Raw genomic sequence first — 19,830 nt, forward strand, 5'->3', positions numbered from 1 at the left:
GAACCGACATGGATCTCTCCGAGCTGAAAACCCGCCCCCGCTGGCACCCGCAATGCTGGCGGGACAAAGAACACCGCCACATGCCGTCGTACCCCGACTTCGACCTGGCCGGGGTGACCGAGCGCCTGGCCAGCCTGCCCGGGCTGGTGCGTTACGGCGACATCGAACGCCTCCAGGCCGACCTGTGCGCCGCCGCCGAGGGCCGGGGCTGCGTGCTGCTCACCGGCGACGCGGAGGAATATTTCCACGATGCCAGCCCGGCCCAGCTTGGCGCGCGGCTGCGCGCGCTGGCCACGCTGCGGCGCTATCTGGCGCTGGTGGCCGGCACGCCGGTGACCACGGTGGGATTGCTGGCGGGCAACTACGCACGCTCCCGGCTGCAACCTACCGAAGTGGTGAACGGCCTGACCATGACCAGCTACTACGGCGACATGGTGAACAGCCGCGCCCCCAGCCCGTGGTGCCGCCAGCCGGACGCCAAGCGCATGCTCTGGGCCTACGAGGCGGCGCAACTGGCGCTATCGCTGTTGCGGCGCGACGACGGGCCGCTCTACACCGCCCACGAGGGCGCCAACCTGCATTACGAAGCTGCGCTGGTGCGACGGCACGACGACGCCTTCTACGCCGCCAGCGCGCACCTGCTGGTACTGGAACAGATCAACCTGTTCCCCGACAGCAGCCACCTGGAATTCTGCCGGGGCGTGCGCAACCCGATCGGGGTGCGGGTGTCGCCACAGCTCAGCCCGGCGCGGCTGGTGGGCATCTGCCGCATGCTCGATCCCGACCGGACCCCCGGCAAGCTGGTGCTGATCAGCAGCATGGGGCGGCAATGCGCCGCGCTCGGCCCGCAACTGGCCGCGCTGCGCGAGGCGAATGCGCCGGCGGTATGGCTGTGCGATCCACTGCGCGGCAATACCCGCGACGACGGCGAAATCGTGCTGGACGACGCCATCGCCGAACTGACGCAGACCGTCGCGCTGCACGCCGCGCAGCACAACCGGCTGGCCGGGGCCTACCTGCACGCCGGGCCGGCGGGCGGCAGCGGCCCGCGCCCGTCGCAACTGAAATTCCAGGAAGCGCTGCAACTGTGCAGCAACCTTGCCCTAGCCTTGAGGAACGCCGGATGAAGACCGTCAAACGCGTCACCTGCCCCAATCCGCGCCCGGCACTGGGCGTGAACCTGTATGGCTCGGCCGTGCTACAGGCACTGGAGCAGCGGCACCCGGCGCTGGCGGCCGAGTTCACCGCGCTGTTCAGCTACCCCACCGAGCAGGGCACGGTCTCGCTGGTGGCGCTGGGCTGCGAGATGCAGGTGGAAGCGCTCAAGGACGGCGACCAGGTGACGGTGCGCCTGCGCCATGGCGAGGCGATCGAGCGCAGCGCGCTATTCCGCCTGGATAGCTCGCTGCCCTACCACGAGCAGGTGTTCCGCCTGGCCGCCGTGTTCCTCGACGAGATCCGGCCGATGCTACAAGACCGTCACGGCCTGGCACCGGAAACGCCATTGCTGGGTGGCTGGCGCTGCGGCACGCGGCCCGAGCTGGTGACCGAGCCGCTGGTGTTCACGCTGCCCCGGCTGTGGTGCCGCATCGACGCCACACATTGCGCGCTGCATTGCTTCGACGGGCCCCACGCCGCCACGCTGGACGCGCGCCTGTTCGAACAGGCGTACGACCTGCCACCGGCGCCCGGCCTGCAGGTACTTCAGCACCAGGACACGCCCGAATGCGTGGATTACGTCGATACGCTGGTCGATCTACTGCAAGCGCTGACGCCGGACAGTGCCGAAAAGGTGGTGCTGGCGCGAGCAGTGAAGCTGCGGCTGAAGCACCCGCCCACGCCCAACGCGCTGCTGCGGATGGTGGCGCCGCGCCGCGCCGGCAGCAACTACGAATTCGTGTTCCGCTGGAACGACGGCGACGCCTGGGTCGGCATCTCGCCGGAAACGCTGGTCCGCAAGACAGCGGGCGAAGTGGTGGTGGAACCGTTGGCCGGCACGCGCAAGGGCTCGGCCGTCAGCGAAAAAAGCGTGCGCTATCGCCAGGAATTGCTGAGCGACAACAAGGAACGTGAGGAACACGAAACCGCCGCCGGCATGTTCTACGACCACCTGGCCGCGATCTGCCTGCCCGAGACGCTGAGCCTGCGTGAATCGCGCAGCGTGATCGACCTGGGCTACGTGCAGCACCTGAAAAGCGTGATCAGCGGCCAGCTCAAGCCGGGCATGAACATCTTCGACGTGCTGGCGGCGGTGTACCCGCCAGCCACCATCTGGGGCAAGCCGCTGGATCTGGGCGGGGAGCGCATCCGGCAGTTCGAGCGGATCGAACGGGGCTTCTTCACCGGCGGGCTGGGTTTCATCACGCTGGGCGACGATGCCAATTTCGCGCTGGCGATCCGCACCGCACGGCTATCCGGCCACGAGGTACAGGTCTATGCCGGCAGCGGCATCGTGCAGGGGGCCGATCCATATCGCGAATGGCTGGAAACCAGCAACAAGATGGCGCCCTTCCTGAACAACGATTTCGTCGCGCTGCTGTCGCCGCCGGCATCGGCGCATTCCGCCAATCCAGTGTGGATGTAATGCAACGGCGGACGGTCCGGCCCATTGGCATTGCGCGCGACCGGCCATCCGCCCCTGCCCGGCGCCGATCGCCCATGTCCGGGGTGGCGGCGGGTCGTTTTTCAATGAAAGTGAATGGCGGCCAGTACCGGGGATTGATCCCGGCGCCAATCGTGCCGCATCAGCTTATCCTCATAAATACTTACCAAAAAAAACGATGCTAGAATCGCCAACCTGTATAAATTCACCAATTTCACTTACAAAAATGATTACGATCTCTTTGCCCGATGGCAGTAAACGCGAATTCCCCCAGTCATTGACGGTGCAGGAGCTTGCCACCGCCATCGGGCCGGGGCTCGGCGCCGCCACCCTCGCCGGGAAAGTGGACGGCAAGCTGGTGGACGCGGCCTACCCGCTGACCCGCGACGCCACCGTGGAAATCGTCACCGACCGCCACCCGGATGCGCTGGAGGTGATCCGCCACTCCACCGCGCATTTGCTGGCACAGGCAGTGCAACGGCTTTTCCCCGGTACCCAGGTCACCATCGGCCCGATAATCGAAAACGGCTTCTATTACGACTTCGCCGGCGAGCGGCCCTTCACGCCGGAGGATCTGCCCGCGATCGAAGCCGAAATGGCGCGCATCGTGAAAGAAGGATTACCCGTCACCCGTTCGGAAAAAACCCGCGACGCGGCCGCCGATTTCTTTGCCGGGCTGGGCGAGCAATACAAGGTGGAAATCCTGCGCGATATCCCCACCGACGAAGCGCTCTCGCTGTATACGCAGGGCGAATTCACCGATCTGTGTCGCGGCCCGCACGTTCCCAATACCGGCAAATTGCGCGCATTCAAGTTGATGAAGGTATCGGGTGCCTATTGGCGCGGCAATTCGGACAACGCCATGCTGAGCCGGATCTACGGCACCGCGTGGCTCAATGAAAAGGACCTGAAGGCGTATCTGCTGCAACTGGAAGAAGCGGAAAAGCGCGATCACCGCAAGATCGGCAAGCTGCTGGATTTGTTCCACCAGCAGGAAGAAGCACCCGGCATGGTGTTCTGGCACTACAAGGGCTGGGCGCTGTGGCAGGCGGTGGAGCAATACATGCGCCGCGTGTATCGCGATTCGGGCTATCGCGAGGTGAAGGCGCCGCAGGTGCTGGATATCTCGCTCTGGAAGCGGTCCGGCCACTGGGACAACTACCAGGAAAACATGTTCATCACCGAATCGGAGAAGCACCAGTACGCGCTGAAACCGATGAACTGCCCCGGGCATATCCAGATTTTCAAGCAGGGCCTGCGCAGCTATCGCGACCTGCCGATCCGCTACGGCGAATTCGGCGGCTGCCATCGCAACGAGCCTTCCGGCGCGCTGCACGGCATCATGCGCGTGCGCGCCTTCACCCAGGACGATGGCCACGTGTTCTGCACCGAAGCGCAGATCGCCGACGAGGTGAAGGCCTTCCATCGCCAGGCGCTCAAGGTGTATGCCGATTTCGGTTTCCACGACATCGCGGTGAAGATCGCACTGCGCCCCGAAGCCGGCAAGCGGCTGGGCAGCGACGAGGTGTGGGACAAGGCCGAGGCACTGTTGCGCAATGCGCTCAGCGCCTGTGACGTGACGTGGGAAGAACTGCCCGGCGAGGGCGCGTTCTACAGCCCCAAGATCGAGTACCACCTGAAGGACGCCATCGGCCGCGAGTGGCAGGTCGGCACCATCCAGGTCGATTACCTGATGCCCGAGCGCCTGGGCGCGGAATACATCGACGAGCATTCGCAGCGGCGCAGCCCGGTAATGCTGCACCGGGCCATCGTCGGCTCGCTGGAGCGGTTCCTCGGCATCCTGATCGAGCACCATGCGGGGTATTTCCCGGCCTGGCTGGCGCCAGTGCAGGCGATGCTGATCAACGTGACCGATGCACAGGCCGACTATGTGGAAACCGTGCGCGCCACGCTGGTGCGCGAGGGCTTCCGCGTCGAATCCGATCTGCGCAACGAGAAGATCGGCTACAAGATTCGCGAGAACACCTTGCAGCGCATTCCCTACCTGCTGGTGGTGGGCGACCGCGAGAAAGAGGAAGGCACCGTCACCGTGCGCGCCCGCTCTGGCGAGGACCTGGGCACGCTGTCGCTGGCCGACTTCGCCGCGCGACTGCGTGCGGAAACGACCATCGGCTGACCACCCGCGAACCTTGCCCGGCCCGCCGGGTGGCCGGGATCGCTGGGCCGATCAGGCGGAGCGCCCGCCTGCACGCCGGCGCCATGCGCATTCCGGACAGGGTCAATGGGTGGGCCAACGATGTAACGCTGGGCGGGCACGACGCCGCCCGAAGTGCACCGAACGCTGTCGTGAAACAGGTGACGACACGCCCTAGATCAGCATACCCAGCAGCGCGGCCCGCACCACCGCCGCCGTCTTGTTGGCGGTCTGCAATTTGACGATGGCGTTGCGGATGTGGAAATCGATGGTGGTCTTCGACAGCGACAGGATGTCGGATATCTCCGCCGCCGACTTGCCGTCGGCGGTCCACTTGAGCACCTCCTGCTCGCGCGCGGTCAGCGCTTCGGTGGTCTCGTTGCGCAGGCGGTCGCCGACGATGCGTGACAGCGTGAGATGCGTCAGGCTCGCCAGCCATTTCAGCTTATGTTCCTGCGCCGCCAGTTCGTGTTCGCCCAGCGGCTCGCCGGAGCGCGCCACGGTGAGCATGCCACCGACCCCGCGCGCATCCAGGCTGGATTGCGCCCACCCCACCCGCAGGCCGGCCGCGCGCGCCTCGCTCCACAGCCGCGGCGTGCCAGCGAACAACGCGTCGTCCCACAGCAGGGGCCGCTGCGAGCGCCGCCCGTGGTGGATGCTGGGATCGAGCGCCATGTAATCCTGCGCCAGGTAGTGATCCCGCCAGCTCGGGGGGTAGTTGTTCAGCCAGACAATGCGCGGGCTGGACATCGGATACGGCAGTTGCAGGCCATAGGCGCAATACTCGAACCCCAGTTCGCGGGCCGCCTGTTCGACGCGCGCGAACACCGCCTGCTCGCACCCGGCCCGCTCGGCCAGGTCCAGCAGATCCGCTTGCCAGGTTTTCATGCTCGTTGCCGCCCTGTCGCCCGCAGTTGCAGGCTGGTCATATCGGTATCTAAATCCAGTTTTATTTCTGGATAATTACAAATATAACTAGTAAATGCAAATAATTATCTTATTAATAACTTACGAATATAAGAATAATTAGGTAAAAGCCAGGTCCAGGCAGCCGAGGCAAAACGCATGCGGGCAAGGGATCAAAGGGGATCGAGCCGACCTAAACCAGTGCCGAAGCGCCGTGATAGCTCACCCACAACCCCACCAGCACGATCAGGACGCCCGAGAAATAAGGCGTCCGGCGCGCCAGTTCGCCGAAGCCCCGCCAGCGACGGGATGCATGCCGCACGCTGATCGCGGCCAGGCTACCGGATAGCACCAGCGTCAACGCCAGGCCAATGCTGAAGCACAGCACCAGTGATGCGCCCAGGGTGAGCTGCTTCAGTTGCAGGCACAGCAGCAGCACGGTGATCGACGCCGGGCACGGGATCAGGCCACCGGTCAGCCCGAACAGGGCGATTTGCGTGGTGGTGACGTCGCGCTGGGCGAAGCGACGCTGGATCTGCTCGGCGTGCGCGCGCTCGTGGGCATCCGCGTACTGCACTTCCAGCACAACCTCGCCGTTGCGGTTTCCCTCGGCGAAGCGCAGTAGATGGTCGTGGGCGTGATCGCCATGGCGCAGCACCAGCGTCGCTTCGAACGCGTGTGGTGCCGGCACCGGGTCAGCCGATTCCAGGCTGCCCATGCGCGACACGAAGCCGAAGGTCTGCTGCGAGCCGTCGGGCCGCTGCGTGCGCACCTGCACATCGCGCGCCAGCCAGTGGTGCCCCATCCTGCCCTGCTGACGCAGGCGGAAGCGTGGCACCTCATCGTCGGTCAGCGCCAACCACACCATGCCGTGCCCGGTATCGATGCGGTCGGGCTGGGCGGATTCCGCCACCACCTGCAAGGTGCGCTGCGCACGCCAGGTGCGCCACAGCATCCACAGCGCGATGACGACGATCAGCACGCCCGACGCCAACTGGAAATACGGCTCGGTAGTGGCGACATCCCAATGGTTGCCAAAATAAAAGCCCATCATCGCCACCGCCCACACCACCGCCGTGTGCGACAACGTCGCGGCCAGACCCAGCAGCGCGGCCTGTCCCACGGTGCCGCGCACCGCCACGATGAAGGCAGCCATCATGGTCTTGGAATGGCCCGGCTCCAACCCGTGCAATACGCCGAGCAGGATGGCGCTGGGGATGAACAGCCAGGCGTTACCTTGCTGCAACAGCGTGGAAAAGTCGTTCATGGCGGTGGGCAGGCCGGCAATGGGAAGCTGCCGATGATACTACCCCCCAGTATCTGCATGCTACGCTGCGATGGCTTCGCACTTTGATATGGATCACCGATGGCACACACGATCAGGGACAAAGCCAAACTGCTGGCGCGGGTACGCCGCATCCAGGGCCAGGCGACCGCGCTGGAAAAGCAGCTCTGCGACGAAACCGATTGCGGTGCGGTGCTCCAGCAGATCGCGGCGATCCGTGGTGCGGTGAACGGGCTGATGGTGGCGGTGATCGAAGGTCACCTGACCGATCACGTGGTGAAGGAAGCCGATCCGGCACAACGCCAGCAAGACCTGGACGTGGCGCTGGGAGTGATCAAGTCCTATCTGAAGTAGCTGCCCGCCGCCGCAATCGACATATGTTTTCTACAGAGAAAAAGTACCGATGAAGCTGAAGTATCCAGTTCTGGCGATGATTTGCGCGGCCAATGGCGTGATTCTGTTCTTTGTCTCGTTTCTTGCAGTCGGGGGGCATGGCGAGGGTCGCGGTGTCATCACTGTCCAGGTGCTCGGGTTCGCCTGGATCGCCATGTTCACCTTGGTTGCCGTGCGCACAGCGCAACGCGGGAAGTGCGCGCTTGCAACGATACTGGCGGCCATGACCTTGCCCGCTGCCTGGGTAGCGGGAATGGTTGTGCTCATCGGCAGCTTGCTGAGAAGCCTGCTTGGTTTCTAGGGCGTGTCGTCACCTGTTTCGCGGCAGCGCTGGGTCGAAAAAGCACCAGCCATCAGGCGCGCGACGCAGGCAACAACCAGTTATTGGCAAGGAGTGCAACGCAGTGGATGGTGTTTTTTCGGCCCAGCCCTGCGGGTTCGGTGCATTTCGGGCGCCGCGCGGCGTCGCAGGCCGCTTGCGGTATCCATACCGCCGCGCGTCCAGCTCCTGGCATGGCATCCCGAACTGCACCGAACGCTGTCGCGAAACAGGTGACGACACGCCCTAGCATTGCGCCTGGCTGGCCGGCACGATCACACGAACGCGCCCAGCATCGCCGCCAGCTTCACCGCCGCCAGGATGCTGGTCTGGATGTCCGCCGCACGGTCGATGTCCTGCTTGAGCTGGCGGATCGCATCCAGATCGGCCGGGGTGGTCAGCACGCCTTCCTTGAACAGCGCCAGCCGCGCGCTGAGCAGCTCTTCGGTAGCCTTGGTGATCGCAGGCTTGAGCTGCCACTTGTCCGCCGGGCCGGCGGCGGCATACTGGTCGAACAGCGCATCGAGCGCGGCTTCGGCAAGGCGGACGTATTCGCGGTCCTGGATATCGGCCATGGTTCAACGCTCCGTGGTGGCGCATTCGGCGATGGAAGCCAGCGGAACCGCCTCCACCCGTTGCCAGTAAGGGCTGGCGTCCAGCTCCGCCTTGGTCGCCTGCAACCGGCTGGACGCCGTGGCCGGGTCCACGCCCTTGAGCGTGCCAGCGAAGGTGAAGCCATACTGGATCGCGCCCAGCAGGCCGGATAGCGTAACGTCGTCATAGCGGGCCAGCAGCCCATCCAGCTTGCGGCCCTGCTCCACCGCCGCCAGCGTCAGCCGCAATGCTTCGGCATGCCTGGCCTCATAGCCAGCGACGCCGGTATAGAAGCGATCGAACTGACGCTGCGCCAGGCTCTGGTCGCCCTTGGCGGCGACCTTTTTGAACTCGGCGAAGGTTTCGCGCAGCGCGGTGGGATACAGCGGATCCTGATCGACATCGCTGGCGAAGTTGACCAGTTGCAATGTCAGCTTGGCCACGGCGCTGCGACCGCACGACACATGCCGCGCACCGAGCGCACTGCCCTGCGGCAGGCTGTCGTAGGCACTGCCCAGCAGCATGTAGGCAGTGCGAATCTCGCGGAACTCATTCTCGATGGTGGTGTTCTGGCGCGTGGATTTCAGCGTGCCGACCATTTGCACCGCATCGGAGAAACTGGGGCTGCCCGCCCCCCGCTGCGCGACGGCCGCATAGGCCTGCTGGAACAGTACGTCCTGCGATTCGTTGCGTATCTCGCCGTAATCCTGGAACAGCGCTTCATACGCATCCAGCGCCTCGTTGGATTTGGCCTCGAACGCCTTCACCGCCGCCACCAGCGCCTCCGCCTTTTCCGGCGTGCACGCCGCCAGCGGCAATGCCAGGGCCAGCAGACAGATCGCTTTCATTACAGGTCGCATGCACGTTTCCCATCGGTTAACCGCCGGTCGCAACGCGACCCTCGCCACACCGTAGTGAATGCCGAAGGCATATTCAAGCCGGCCCGCGATTCCGAGGGCGGGGAGTGGAATCGACCAAACAGAGCCGGTGCCCGCACTCCACCGCGAACTCGCGGCGGCTCGCCGGGGGCCAGCCATCGTCGGAATCCGGACCCAGGCCAAACAACACACCCCAAGGCTCGCCGCACCGATTAAACTGGCGCCCATCGTGCAACCCCCAGTGGATAACCCATGGCCCAATACGTGATGTCGATGCTCCGCGTGAGCAAGGTCGTACCCCCCAAACGCCAGATCATCAAGGACATTTCCCTCAGCTTCTTCCCCGGCGCCAAGATCGGCCTGCTCGGCCTGAACGGCGCCGGCAAATCCACCGTGCTGCGCATCATGGCCAACGTCGACAAGGAATACGACGGCGAAGTCCAGCATCTGGCAGGCGTGAAGATCGGCTACCTGGAACAGGAGCCCAAGCTGAACAACGAATCCACCGTGCGCGAAGAAGTGGAAAGCGGCATGGGCGACGTGATGGCCGCGCAAAAACGCCTGGAAGAGGTCTACGCCGCCTACGCCGAACCGGACGCCGACTTCGACAAGCTGGCCGAGGAACAGGCGCAACTGGAAGCCATCATCTCCACCGGCGCCGGCGACAACACCGCGCTGCAACTGGAACTGGCCGCCGACGCGCTGCGCCTGCCGCCGTGGGACGCGGTGATCGGCAACCTCTCCGGCGGCGAAAAGCGCCGCGTGGCGCTGTGCAAGCTGCTGCTGTCCAAGCCCGACATGCTGCTGCTGGACGAACCGACCAACCACCTGGACGCCGAATCGGTGGAATGGCTGGAACAGTTCCTGGTGCGCTTCCCCGGCACCGTGGTGGCTGTCACCCACGATCGCTACTTCCTCGACAACGCCGCCGAATGGATCCTGGAACTGGATCGCGGCCACGGTATCCCCTGGAAGGGCAACTACAGCAGTTGGCTCGAGCAGAAGGAAGCGCGGCTGAAGCAGGAAGAAGCCACCGAATCGGCGCGGCAAAAGGCATTGAACAAAGAACTGGAGTGGGTGCGCCAGAACCCCAAGGGCCGCCAGGCCAAGAGCAAGGCGCGGATTGCCCGGTTCGAGGAACTGTCCAGCTTCGAACACCAGAAGCGTAACGAAACCCAGGAAATCTTCATCCCCGTGGCCGAGCGCCTGGGCGACAAGGTGATCGAGTTCAAGGGCGTATCCAAGGGCTTCGGCGACCGCCTTCTGATCGACAACCTGAGCTTCGCCGCGCCGGCCGGCGCCATCGTCGGCATCATCGGCCCGAACGGCGCCGGTAAATCGACGTTGTTCAAGATGATCGCCGGCAAGGAACAACCCGATTCGGGCGACGTGGAAATCGGCAGCACGGTGCAGATGGCCTTCGTCGAACAGAGCCGCGAAGGCCTGGAAGGCGACAAGACCGTGTTCGAGGATGTATCGGGCGGGCTGGAAAACATCACCGTCGGCAAGTTCGAGATGAGCAGCCGCGCCTACCTGGGCCGCTTCAACTTCAAGGGCGGTGACCAGCAGAAGAAGGTGGGCATGCTGTCCGGCGGCGAACGCGGCCGCCTGCACCTGGCCAAGACGCTGCTCAAGGGCGGCAACGTGCTGTTGCTGGACGAACCATCCAACGACCTGGACGTGGAAACCCTGCGCGCGCTGGAAGACGCGCTGCTGGAATTCGCCGGCACCGTGTTCGTGATTTCGCACGATCGCTGGTTCCTCGACCGGATCGCCACCCACATCCTGGCCGCCGAAGGCGACAGCCAGTGGACCTTCTTCGACGGCAACTATCAGGAATACGAAGCCGACAAGAAGAAGCGCCTGGGCGAAGAAGGCGCCAAGCCCAAGCGCATCCGCTACAAGCCGATCACGCGCTAAACACGCAGGCGCGCGGGGAGGGGGAAAGAGAGCAAGGGGAAGGGAAACAAAACCTGACCCCCAAATCCTGAACCGCAGAGAACACGGAGAGCACAGCGTTTCACGGGGAAAACCAAGGGAAGAAAAGGAAAGAGGAAGGAAGCCAGGCGCACCGGGCAATGCGTTGCCCCGCCGTGGCTCCGCTCTCTTTCATTTCCTCCGGTTTTCTTCGTGAAACGCTGTGCTCTTCGTGATTCAAGACTTGGGGTTTGGGGTATCGCGCGCGGTTGCGCTTCCCCCTTCTCTCTTCCCCTCCTTTGCCTGCGCTGCCTTCCTTACAGCCTGCCCGCTTCCCCCATCGACGCCCTGGACCTGGCAAGCGTATCTTCAGATATCGCTTCGCAAGGGCCGTGTCCATGACCTCCCAGACCGTTTCCGCCCCCGCTCCGCTGCGGCTGGGCATCGTCGGCTGTGCGCCGTTCACCCACGGCCGGATGTGGGCCGAGCAATGGCAGCGCGAACCCGAGCACGGCCTGATCGCCGCGCGGCTGTGGGATGACGATCCGGCCATCGCCGGGCAACTGGCCGAACGGCTCGGCGCCAGTGTGGCCGATTCGCCTGACGCCGTTGCCGACGACTGCGACGGCATACTGATCACCGTGCTGGACGCCGACCGCTACCTGGAACTCGTCCGCCCCCACCTGCTGGCCGGGCGCCGGGTGTTCCTCAACCGCCCGCTGGCCGGCAACCTGGGCGATGCCCGCGAGATCCTGGCGCTGGCCGAGGCGCATGGCGCGCGCGTCTATTCCGCATCCGCGCTGCTGCACACCCACGCCGCCGAACGCATCCGCGCCGTGCTGGCCGAACTGGGCGAGTTGCGTTTCTTCAGCGTCACCGGCCCCACCGACACCGCCGACTGGTACCTGCCGCACCTGTTCGCCTGTCTGGCCGGCACGCTGGGCTGCGGCCTCGCCCGCGTGCTGCACGCCGACCTGCCGTGCATCGACGGCGACCCGCATCGCCTCAGCGGCCCGGCCATCGTCAGTGTGGAATACGGCCAGGACGCCGCCATTGGCCCGGTACGCGGCGTGCTGGCGCTGGTCGGGCCGGGCAGCGACTGGTACGGCTTCACCCTCAAGCTCTACGGCAGCCTGGGCATCTCGCAGGATCTGGAATTCGATGTGGGCTACGGCCTGATGTTCGCCGCAATGCGCGATTTCTTCGCCACCGGCGCCGAGCCGCTGCCGCGCGCACTGATGCTGGAACAGACTGCCGCCCACTACGCCGTACTGCGCGCCGCGCGCGAGGGCGGCCCCGCCGAGATCGACCCACAAGGAGCCCGACCATGAACCCGCTTCGTTTCGGCCTGATCGGCTGCGGCCAGTTCGGCGCCTTTCTGGCCCGGGCAGCCGTCGCCACCGGCCGGCTGCAACTGGTGGCCGCCACCGACAGCGACGCCGCCCGTGCCGATACGCTGGCGGCGGAACACCAGGCCGCCGCCTGCGCCGACGCCGCCGCGCTGCTGGCCCACCCCGCAGTGGACGTGGTGCTGATCGCCACGCCACCCGCGCTGCACATGCAGCACGCCATCGCCGCCGCGCGCGCAGGCAAGCCGGTGTTTCTGGAAAAGCCGATGGCCATCGGCGAGCACGCCTGCGAAGCGATCAACGCGGCGGTGCGCGAAGCCGGCGTCAACCTGATGGTCGGCCACGTGCTGCGCTACTTCGAGCCCTACCGCGCCATCGCCGCCGCCTACCGCGCCGGCAAGCTCGGGCGTGCGCTGCACCTGTCGATCTGGCGGCTGGAGCATGATTTCCTGAACATCTCGCCGTGGAAAGGCCAGCGCGCCGTCAGTGGCGGCTATCTCTACGAAGTGGCCGCGCACGAGCTGGACTGGCTGCGCGCGATGCTGGGCGAACCGACCGCCATCCAGGCGCAGATCACCCGCCAGCCATCGTCGGCACACCAACTGGAAGACACCGTGGCGCTGCAACTGATGTTCCCGGGCGGCGCGGGCGTGCACTACCTGGGCGGCGCCGGCTTCCCGCGCAACGAACACGGCTTCCACCTGCGCTTCGAACACGCCACGCTGAACAGCGACCAGGCGTTCGACCCCGCGCGGGTCCAGGTGGCCTCCAGCACCGGCCTCACCGCCGCCGACCTGGGCTTCGGCGATGCCGACCCATACAGCATCGAACTGAACGCCTGGCTCGACAGCCTGGCAACCGGCAGCCCACCGCCCATCACCGGCGAAGACGCCGCCCAGACCGTCGCCCTGATCGAAGCGGCCTATCGCGCGGCGGGGTGGTGAATGCGTGTCGGGGGTTGAGGCCCCAAATCTTGAAACACCGAGAACACAGAGTTCCACAGAAGAAAGCGCAAGAAATGGTGAGCCGGCAACAGGGGCGCTCCCGATTTCAGGTTTTCTCTGCGTGGCTCCGTGCGCTCTGTGTGTTTCAAGATTTGGGGGTCATTCCCGCCCCGGGGTGAGCCCTACTTCCGGTAACCACCCTTCATCACTGCTAGACTGAGCGCCTTTCCAGTATTTGGCGGCCACCATGCACGCTTTTTCCTCGCTGGCCCTGCCCGCGCCTTTCCTCGCCAATCTCGCCAGCCTGGGTTATCAGGAAATGACCGCCATCCAGGCGGCCGGGCTGCCTGCGGTGTTGTCCGGCCGCGATCTGATCGCACAGGCCAAGACCGGCAGCGGCAAGACCGCCACTTTCGGCATCGGCCTGTTGCAAAAACTTAACCCGCGCTATTTCGGCATCCAGGCGCTGGTGCTGTGCCCCACCCGCGAACTGGCGGACCAGGTGGCGAACGAGTTACGCCGTCTGGCGCGCCACCTGGACAACGTGAAGGTGCTGACGCTGTGTGGCGGCGTGCCGATGGGCCCGCAGATCGGCTCGCTGGAGCACGGTGCGCATATCGTCGTTGGCACGCCGGGGCGTATCCAGGATCACCTTTACCGCCAGACGCTGGATCTCTCGCACATCGGCACACTGGTGCTGGACGAAGCCGACCGCATGGTGGACATGGGCTTCGTCGACGACATCGGCCGCATCGTCGAAGCCTGCCCGGCACGCCGGCAGACGCTGCTGTTCTCGGCCACCTACCCGGACAGCATCCGCCGCATCGCCGCGCCGTTCCTGCGTGATCCGCTCGAAATCAAGGTGGAAAGCCAGCATTCGGCCAGCCGTATCGAACAACGCTTCTACGAAGTGACCAACGAAGACCGCAACGCCGCCGTGGCCGAAGTACTGCGCCATTACCGGCCCACCTCGGCGCTGGCGTTCTGCAATACCAAGATCCACTGCCGCGAACTGGTGGCGCAATTGCAGGAAGCGGGCTTTTCCGCGCTGGCGCTCTATGGCGAACTGGATCAGCGCGACCGCGACGAAACACTGGTGCGCTTCGCCAACCGCAGTGTCACCGTACTGGTAGCCACCGACGTGGCCGCGCGCGGGCTGGATATCCAGACGCTGGATATGGTGATCAATGTGGACGTATCGCGCGATACCGAAGTGCACGTGCACCGGATCGGCCGCACCGGGCGCGGCAGCGACAAAGGCATGGCGATCAGCCTGGGCAGCCCCAGCGACCGGAAGTGGGTGAAGCTGATCGAGGAATACCAGGGTGGCCCGGTACGCTGGTTCGAGCGCGATACCCTGACCGACGCCGACGCCAGCCCGCTACTGCCGCCAATGCGCACGCTGAACATCGCCGCCGGCAAAAAGGAAAAACTGCGCCCTGGCGACATCCTGGGTGCGCTGACCGGCGATGGCGGCCTCGGCAGCGGCCAGGTCGGCAAGATCAATGTGTTCGACTTCCAGAGCTTCGTCGCCATCGACCGCAACGTGGCGGATCAGGCATTCCAGCGTCTGTCGGCGGCGAAGATCAAGGGCCGCCAGTTCAAGATGCGCTGGCTGGGTGAGACCGGGTGACATGAAACGTGAGGAGTGAGGTGTGAGGTGCAAAGGCAAACCATGGCTGTGGCGGTTGCTTTTGACGTTACTCCTCACACCTCACCATCTTTCAATCCTTCGTCGTCTCATGCCCGATCACGCCGCCCACAGCCGCACCGCCGACAGTGCCCACGGCCGAGCCGTTGGTGAGGATGGCGCCGGCAGCGCCGCCGATGGCGGCGCCCGCCGCTGTGTTACGGGTCTGCTTGTCCATGCTGGAACAACCGCCCAGCGCCGCCAGCAGCAGCGTGGCGCCAACCGCCTTGATCAATGTCTGGTTCATGATCCGCCTCCTTTCGATGGAATGGGCGCCCGGTCTGCGAGCGCGTCAAGTCGTTGGAGGCATGAGACCGCGCGGGGTTGCGGCGGGGAGTCCTGAAATCGCGTGGGACTTCACCGACACGCCCCCGCCGTCACTCCTCGCCCAGCGGTAGCCACAACTCCAGTTCCACCAAGGCACGCTGCGGGTGGAAGCGCTCGTCGTAACGCTCGAACTCCGGGCCGGCGCCGCGCAGGTAACCCGATGCCGGCAGCCAGGTCCGGTGCAGATGGAACCAACTGGCGGCAATCTCGGCGCCGCAGTTCTCGGGCGGGGTGGGCGTGGTGGTCAGCACCGCATAGCGGCCGGCGGGCAGTTCGCACGGCTGCATGCCTTGCGGCAACGGCTGCGCCACCGGGTGCTCGAAGCCGGCGAGGTAGGTGAAATCGCGGCTGCTCGGGTCGAATTCGATCACCGCGCCGTAGATCGGCGCGCCCTCCGCCAGACGGAACAACGCGCCGTCCTGGCTCAACTGGCGCCAGAACGCCGGAATTTCCCGCAGGTTGCGCTCGTCGCGCAGGGAGGTCTTCAGTGCGATGCCAACCAGGTGCGTGGCCGGTCGGGTGCGGATTTCGACGTTCATGGTAGCTCCGGGGACAAGGGTGCTACAGGGTAGTGCGGCGGCCTGGTGGCCGCCACACCACTACGACCGCGCGGCGGTGGCACAGTGCCCGCTTGCTCCGCCCGGCCGCCGCCCGGACAATCCCCCTTCCATGCCCTACACCCTGTCCGCACCGGTAGAAAGCCGGCTGGAAATCAAGAAAAGCGTCTTCCTCGGCCTGGTTGCGCCCGTGCTGGATCGCCCGGCCGCGCAAGCGTTGGTCGAGACGCTGCGCGCGCGGCACCCCGATGCCGCGCATGTCTGCTGGGCCCTGCTGGCCGGCGGCCATTCGGCGGCGGTGGACGACGGCGAACCCGGCGGCACGGCCGGGCGACCGATGCTGGACGTGCTGCGGCATCAGGACCTGGACGGCGTGGTGGCGGCGGTGGTGCGCTACTACGGCGGCGTGAAGCTGGGTGCGGGCGGGCTGGTGCGCGCCTATACCGACACGGTGGCGCAGGCGCTGCTGTCGGCGGACAAGGTGCCGGTACGCCGCAATGTCATCCTGGTGGCCGAGGTACCGTACGCGCTGGAAGGCACGCTGCGCCGGCTGATCCAGCAAGCGGGCGCGCAACTGGAAACCGTCGCGCATGCCGACAGTGTCACGCTCGCATTCACCCTGCCCGCCGACGACGCGGCGGCATTCCAGGCCGCCGCGCGCGATGCGTGCCATGGCGCGCTGCGCTGGCTGGGGCCCTCCGACGAAGCCTGACCGCCCATCTGCCCGGCCTGGCGGACACGATGGCATGGGCAAGCGCGCGGACTCGCCCTATCATGCAGCCCGTTCCGATCCTGCCGTGGTGCCATGTCGTCCTACCGTTCGCTGTTTCTCCTGCCCCTGCTGCTCACCCTCGCCGCCTGTGGCCCGCAGACCCCCTCCGCCGCCAGCCTGGAGCGCAACACCCTGATGCCGCTGTTTTTCCCCGGCTGGGCCTCGCGCGACGGGCAGCGCATCCAGCCGTTGCAACTGGAGGAATCCAGCGGGCGGTTCGATATCTCGCCGGTGCAGGTCACGCGGTTGTCCGACCGGCGCGCACTGATGATCACCGCCGCCACCGAGGTGGACGAGCACGGTGAAGCAGTCGGCGGCCACGATACGCCGGGCCTGATCGGCGCCTACTGGCTGCTCCGCGACGGCGAGCGCTGGGTGGCCGACACACGCCAGGACGATGCTGGCCGCGCGGGCTTCTTCGGCGAGATCGGCAGCACCGAGGTAGTGAAGCTGGCGGCAGGCCGATTCGCGCTGGCGGTGGAATACAGCAGTTGCTGGCAAGGCGAATGCGGCGGCTGGCTGTCACTGTACGAACTGGGCGAGCAGCGCGTGCGCCCGCTGCTGGATGAACCGATCGCGATTTCCGCGCTGAACTCCGGCGCGGTGCCGCCCCCCACCGATTGCGATGCCATCCTGGTCCGCGAGCCGGGCCAGACCGAACGCCTGGAAGAAGACGAGGAACGCCGCGCCTGCTACGAAGTCACCGGCAGTTGGCAGATTGTCCCCGGCCACGACGCGCCGGGCGACCTGGTGCTGGATTTCCGGAGCCTGAACGAGGATTACCACCCGCAGCAGGATGCCTCGTCGCCCACGATCCTGGTCGATTCCGCCACGCGCCGCAGCACGCAGCGCATGATCTATCGCTACCAGGGCGACCGGTACGTGCCGCGATCCGGGCGCAATCCCGTGCCCTCGTTCTGACCCGGAGCCCGCCATGACCGACGACATCGTGATCGCCCGCACCCGGCAATGGCTGGAAACGGCGGTCATCGGCCTCAACCTCTGCCCGTTCGCCAAGGCAGTGTACGTCAAGCAGCAGGTGCGTTACGCGGTCAGCCACGCCCGCCACCTGGATGCCTTTCTGGACGAACTGGAAGCTGAGCTGCGCTTGTTGGCGGATGCCGATCCGGCACAAGTGGACACCACGCTGCTGATCCATCCCACGCTGTTCGGCGACTTCGACGTCTTCGTCGATCTGATCGCCAGCGCCGAGGACGTGCTGACGGACCTGCAACTGGAAGGCACGCTGCAACTGGCGCACTTCCATCCACGCTACGTATTCGAAGGCAGCGACCCGGACGACGTGGCCAACTGCACCAACCGCGCGCCCTACCCCACGCTGCACCTGCTGCGCGAAGCCAGCATCGCCCGCGCGGCCGATGCCTTCCCCGATCCCGCCGCGATCTACCAGCGCAACGTCGATCTGCTACAAGACCTGGGCGTCGAAGGCTGGGAAGCGCTGGCGGAAAACTGGGCGGAAAAGCGCAATCCGCGCTGAAGGCCTCAGTGCGCCGGCCCGCGCCGCCGCGCCCGTGCTTCGTCCAGCGCGTCGGCCAGTTCGATCACCGTGCGCTGGGCGATGGCCAGGTGCGAGGGGCTTTTGTCGTCGGGCTGGATCGCACGGCGCAGGCCGTCGGCATACTGCGGGCCGTTGATGTGGCCGGCATCCTCCAGCGCCACCACCAGGTGCAGCACCATCTTGGCCACCCCTTCGATGCGCCCCGCCAGCTCGTCGAATTCCCTGTCTTCCATGATTCAGCCCTCCGCAATGCGCCGGCCTGCGCCGTGCGTCAATCCACGTCCAGCCACAGCCGGGCGCGCGGGATGTAGAGCGCGCCGCGTACCGGCAGCCCGCTCAGCGCGGCCACCGACGCCATGTAGTCCTGCAATTGTTCACGGTAGCGCGCCAGCATGCGCGCGGCGAACGCATCGTGGTTTTCGTCGGGATGCGGCGCGGTGGTCTTGTAGTCCACCACCAGCCAGCCGTCGTCGGTGCGCAGCGCCAGATCGATCACCCGCTGCAAGCCGTCGCCCCCGCCCAACCGCCATTCGCGCTGCGCCTGCCGCGCCAGCAGCCAGCGCCCGCGCTCGTCGGCCAGCGTGGCGACCAGCGTATCGAGTACGGTCTGTGCGCCAGCGGCCAGTTCGGCATGCGGCATGCCGGCACGGCTGAGCTGGCGTTCGATGGCGGGCCGCGCGGCATCCAGGCGCGTGGCGTCCCAGCCCGTCAGGCCATCGCGGCCGATGCGCTCCAGCCACGCATGCGCCACGGTGCCGGCCTGCGCTTCCTGCCGGCGCTGCACCCAGTCGATACGCCCGAACATCGGCGGCACGACAGGCACCAAGCCGGCGGGCGGCAGATCGCCCAATGCGGCCCGCACCAGCGGTGGGCCGACCAATGCGGCGGCGCCCTCGCCCACCCCGCGCACCGGCTCGGCGGGTGGCAACGGCAGTTCCAGCAACGGCCAAAGACGGCCGAGCAGGCTGCTGCTTTGTGGCCGTTTTGCAGTGCCGTCGTCGGTCACCGACACCTCGCCGACCAGATGCAGCCGGTGCCGCGCGCGCGTGGCCGCCACGTACAGCAGCCGGTCGGTTTCATAGGTGCCGCGCCGCGCTTCGCGCACGCCGAGATAGCGCGATACCGGATCGGCATCCTTTTCGGCGAGCCGCTTGATCGGCCCCATCAGCAGGCGCACGCTCTGCGGTGCGCGCAGCGGTTCGAAGCGCACCAGCGGCGCGCTGTCGGCCGCGCCCTTGCGATGCAGGCCGGGCAGGATCACGGTGTCGAACTGCAGGCCCTTGCTCTTGTGCATGGTCATGATCTCGACACCATCGGCGGCGGGATCGGGCGCGGCGTACAGCCGGCCCAGCGCCTCGTCCAGCGCGGCCGGGTCTGGCGCGCCGTGCGGCGACAACGTTTCCAGCAGGCGGAACAGCGCCTCGGCATCGGCCGCGTCGCGCGCGCCGGCGTGGATGGCATCGCCGCCCAGCCGGCGCCAGACGCGCTCCACCCACGCGGCAAACGGCAGCACACCGGCATCGTTGCCCGGATCGAGCAGGATGGCGGCGGCGCGCTCGGCGCGCGCGCGTTCGTCGGCTTCGAGCAGATCGAAGCGCGGCGCATGCGCCAGCAAGGTCGGCA

The 19,830-nt window shown here is 66.2% G+C and carries 20 protein-coding genes; 12 read left to right on the forward strand and 8 right to left on the reverse strand.

Annotated features, from left to right (window positions below; all coding sequences use genetic code 11):
* The first annotated feature begins 8 nt into the window (after positions 1-8).
* The 3 genes from FAZ21_RS16365 (at position 9) to thrS (ending at position 4,739) form a co-directional block, all read left to right on the forward strand.
* Positions 9-1,127: a 3-deoxy-7-phosphoheptulonate synthase gene (locus FAZ21_RS16365; RefSeq protein ID WP_136774520.1), complete on the forward strand. Its 1,119-nt coding sequence runs from the start codon at positions 9-11 to the stop codon at positions 1,125-1,127.
* Entirely contained in the window at positions 1,124-2,584 is a 1,461-nt protein-coding gene (locus FAZ21_RS16370; RefSeq protein ID WP_136774521.1) for a chorismate-binding protein, read from the forward strand. The genes FAZ21_RS16365 and FAZ21_RS16370 overlap by 4 nt, the downstream gene beginning before the upstream one ends.
* 244 nt (positions 2,585-2,828) lie before the next feature.
* A complete protein-coding gene (gene thrS, locus FAZ21_RS16375) occupies positions 2,829-4,739 on the forward strand; it encodes a threonine--tRNA ligase (RefSeq protein WP_136774522.1) in 1,911 nt (636 codons plus the stop codon).
* A gap of 192 nt (positions 4,740-4,931) precedes the next feature.
* Here thrS and FAZ21_RS16380 read toward each other — a convergent pair whose 3' ends face one another.
* A complete protein-coding gene (locus FAZ21_RS16380) occupies positions 4,932-5,645 on the reverse strand; it encodes an autoinducer binding domain-containing protein (RefSeq protein ID WP_136774523.1) in 714 nt (237 codons plus the stop codon).
* Positions 5,646-5,856: 211 nt separating this feature from the next.
* A complete protein-coding gene (locus FAZ21_RS16385) occupies positions 5,857-6,930 on the reverse strand; it encodes a nickel/cobalt efflux transporter (RefSeq protein WP_136774524.1) in 1,074 nt (357 codons plus the stop codon).
* A gap of 99 nt (positions 6,931-7,029) precedes the next feature.
* Between FAZ21_RS16385 and FAZ21_RS16390 the strand changes: the two genes are divergently transcribed.
* Both FAZ21_RS16390 and FAZ21_RS16395 read left to right on the forward strand, forming a co-directional pair.
* Positions 7,030-7,302, forward strand: a complete 273-nt coding sequence (locus FAZ21_RS16390) for a metal/formaldehyde-sensitive transcriptional repressor (protein ID WP_136774525.1) — start codon at positions 7,030-7,032, stop codon at positions 7,300-7,302.
* 49 nt (positions 7,303-7,351) lie between these two features.
* Entirely contained in the window at positions 7,352-7,642 is a 291-nt protein-coding gene (locus tag FAZ21_RS16395) for a hypothetical protein (protein WP_136774526.1), read from the forward strand.
* A gap of 293 nt (positions 7,643-7,935) precedes the next feature.
* On the opposite strand, the gene FAZ21_RS16400 is transcribed toward FAZ21_RS16395, so the two are convergent.
* On the reverse strand, positions 7,936-8,235 hold the full coding sequence (locus FAZ21_RS16400; RefSeq protein ID WP_136774527.1) for a hypothetical protein: 300 nt from the start codon (positions 8,233-8,235) through the stop codon (positions 7,936-7,938).
* Between the two features lie 3 nt (positions 8,236-8,238).
* Complete coding sequence (locus FAZ21_RS16405) at positions 8,239-9,102, reverse strand: hypothetical protein (RefSeq protein ID WP_136774528.1); 864 nt, start codon at positions 9,100-9,102, stop codon at positions 8,239-8,241.
* A 282-nt stretch (positions 9,103-9,384) separates the two neighbouring features.
* Here FAZ21_RS16405 and ettA point away from each other — a divergent pair, with 282 nt between their 5' ends.
* The 4 genes from ettA (at position 9,385) to dbpA (ending at position 14,975) form a co-directional block, all read left to right on the forward strand.
* The gene (gene ettA, locus FAZ21_RS16410) at positions 9,385-11,052 is read left to right on the forward strand and encodes an energy-dependent translational throttle protein EttA (RefSeq protein WP_136774529.1); all 1,668 of its coding nucleotides are present in this window, start codon (positions 9,385-9,387) and stop codon (positions 11,050-11,052) included.
* Between the two features lie 395 nt (positions 11,053-11,447).
* On the forward strand, positions 11,448-12,380 hold the full coding sequence (locus FAZ21_RS16415; protein WP_136774530.1) for a Gfo/Idh/MocA family oxidoreductase: 933 nt from the start codon (positions 11,448-11,450) through the stop codon (positions 12,378-12,380).
* A complete protein-coding gene (locus FAZ21_RS16420) occupies positions 12,377-13,342 on the forward strand; it encodes a Gfo/Idh/MocA family protein (protein ID WP_136774531.1) in 966 nt (321 codons plus the stop codon). Before FAZ21_RS16415 ends, FAZ21_RS16420 begins: the two co-directional genes overlap by 4 nt.
* A gap of 247 nt (positions 13,343-13,589) precedes the next feature.
* Complete coding sequence (gene dbpA, locus FAZ21_RS16425; RefSeq protein ID WP_136774532.1) at positions 13,590-14,975, forward strand: ATP-dependent RNA helicase DbpA; 1,386 nt, start codon at positions 13,590-13,592, stop codon at positions 14,973-14,975.
* Positions 14,976-15,066: 91 nt separating this feature from the next.
* Here the strand turns inward: dbpA and FAZ21_RS16430 are convergent, their stop codons facing one another.
* Positions 15,067-15,279, reverse strand: coding sequence for a YMGG-like glycine zipper-containing protein (locus FAZ21_RS16430; protein WP_136774533.1), 213 nt, complete (start codon positions 15,277-15,279; stop codon positions 15,067-15,069).
* A 130-nt stretch (positions 15,280-15,409) separates the two neighbouring features.
* Positions 15,410-15,898, reverse strand: coding sequence for a GyrI-like domain-containing protein (locus FAZ21_RS16435; RefSeq protein ID WP_136774534.1), 489 nt, complete (start codon positions 15,896-15,898; stop codon positions 15,410-15,412).
* A gap of 130 nt (positions 15,899-16,028) precedes the next feature.
* On the opposite strand from FAZ21_RS16435, the gene FAZ21_RS16440 reads away from it, so the two are divergent.
* From FAZ21_RS16440 to FAZ21_RS16450, 3 genes are all read left to right on the forward strand, one after another.
* Positions 16,029-16,628 carry an IMPACT family protein gene (locus tag FAZ21_RS16440; protein ID WP_136774535.1) on the forward strand — a complete coding sequence of 200 codons (600 nt, stop codon included), beginning with the start codon at positions 16,029-16,031 and terminating at the stop codon, positions 16,626-16,628.
* A 93-nt stretch (positions 16,629-16,721) separates the two neighbouring features.
* Positions 16,722-17,609, forward strand: a complete 888-nt coding sequence (locus FAZ21_RS16445; protein WP_136774536.1) for a hypothetical protein — start codon at positions 16,722-16,724, stop codon at positions 17,607-17,609.
* 13 nt (positions 17,610-17,622) lie between these two features.
* On the forward strand, positions 17,623-18,186 hold the full coding sequence (locus FAZ21_RS16450) for a DUF1415 domain-containing protein (RefSeq protein ID WP_136774537.1): 564 nt from the start codon (positions 17,623-17,625) through the stop codon (positions 18,184-18,186).
* 5 nt (positions 18,187-18,191) lie between these two features.
* Here FAZ21_RS16450 and FAZ21_RS16455 read toward each other — a convergent pair whose 3' ends face one another.
* Together FAZ21_RS16455 and FAZ21_RS16460 are read right to left on the reverse strand one after the other, a co-directional pair.
* A complete protein-coding gene (locus FAZ21_RS16455) occupies positions 18,192-18,440 on the reverse strand; it encodes a hypothetical protein (protein ID WP_136774538.1) in 249 nt (82 codons plus the stop codon).
* Positions 18,441-18,478: 38 nt separating this feature from the next.
* The coding region (locus FAZ21_RS16460; protein ID WP_211243499.1) for a 3'-5' exonuclease at positions 18,479-19,830 on the reverse strand (1,352 nt) is incomplete at its 5' end.

Origin of the sequence: Chitiniphilus eburneus (assembly GCF_005048205.1) — a bacterium.
GTDB classification, from domain to species: domain Bacteria; phylum Pseudomonadota; class Gammaproteobacteria; order Burkholderiales; family Chitinibacteraceae; genus Chitiniphilus; species Chitiniphilus eburneus.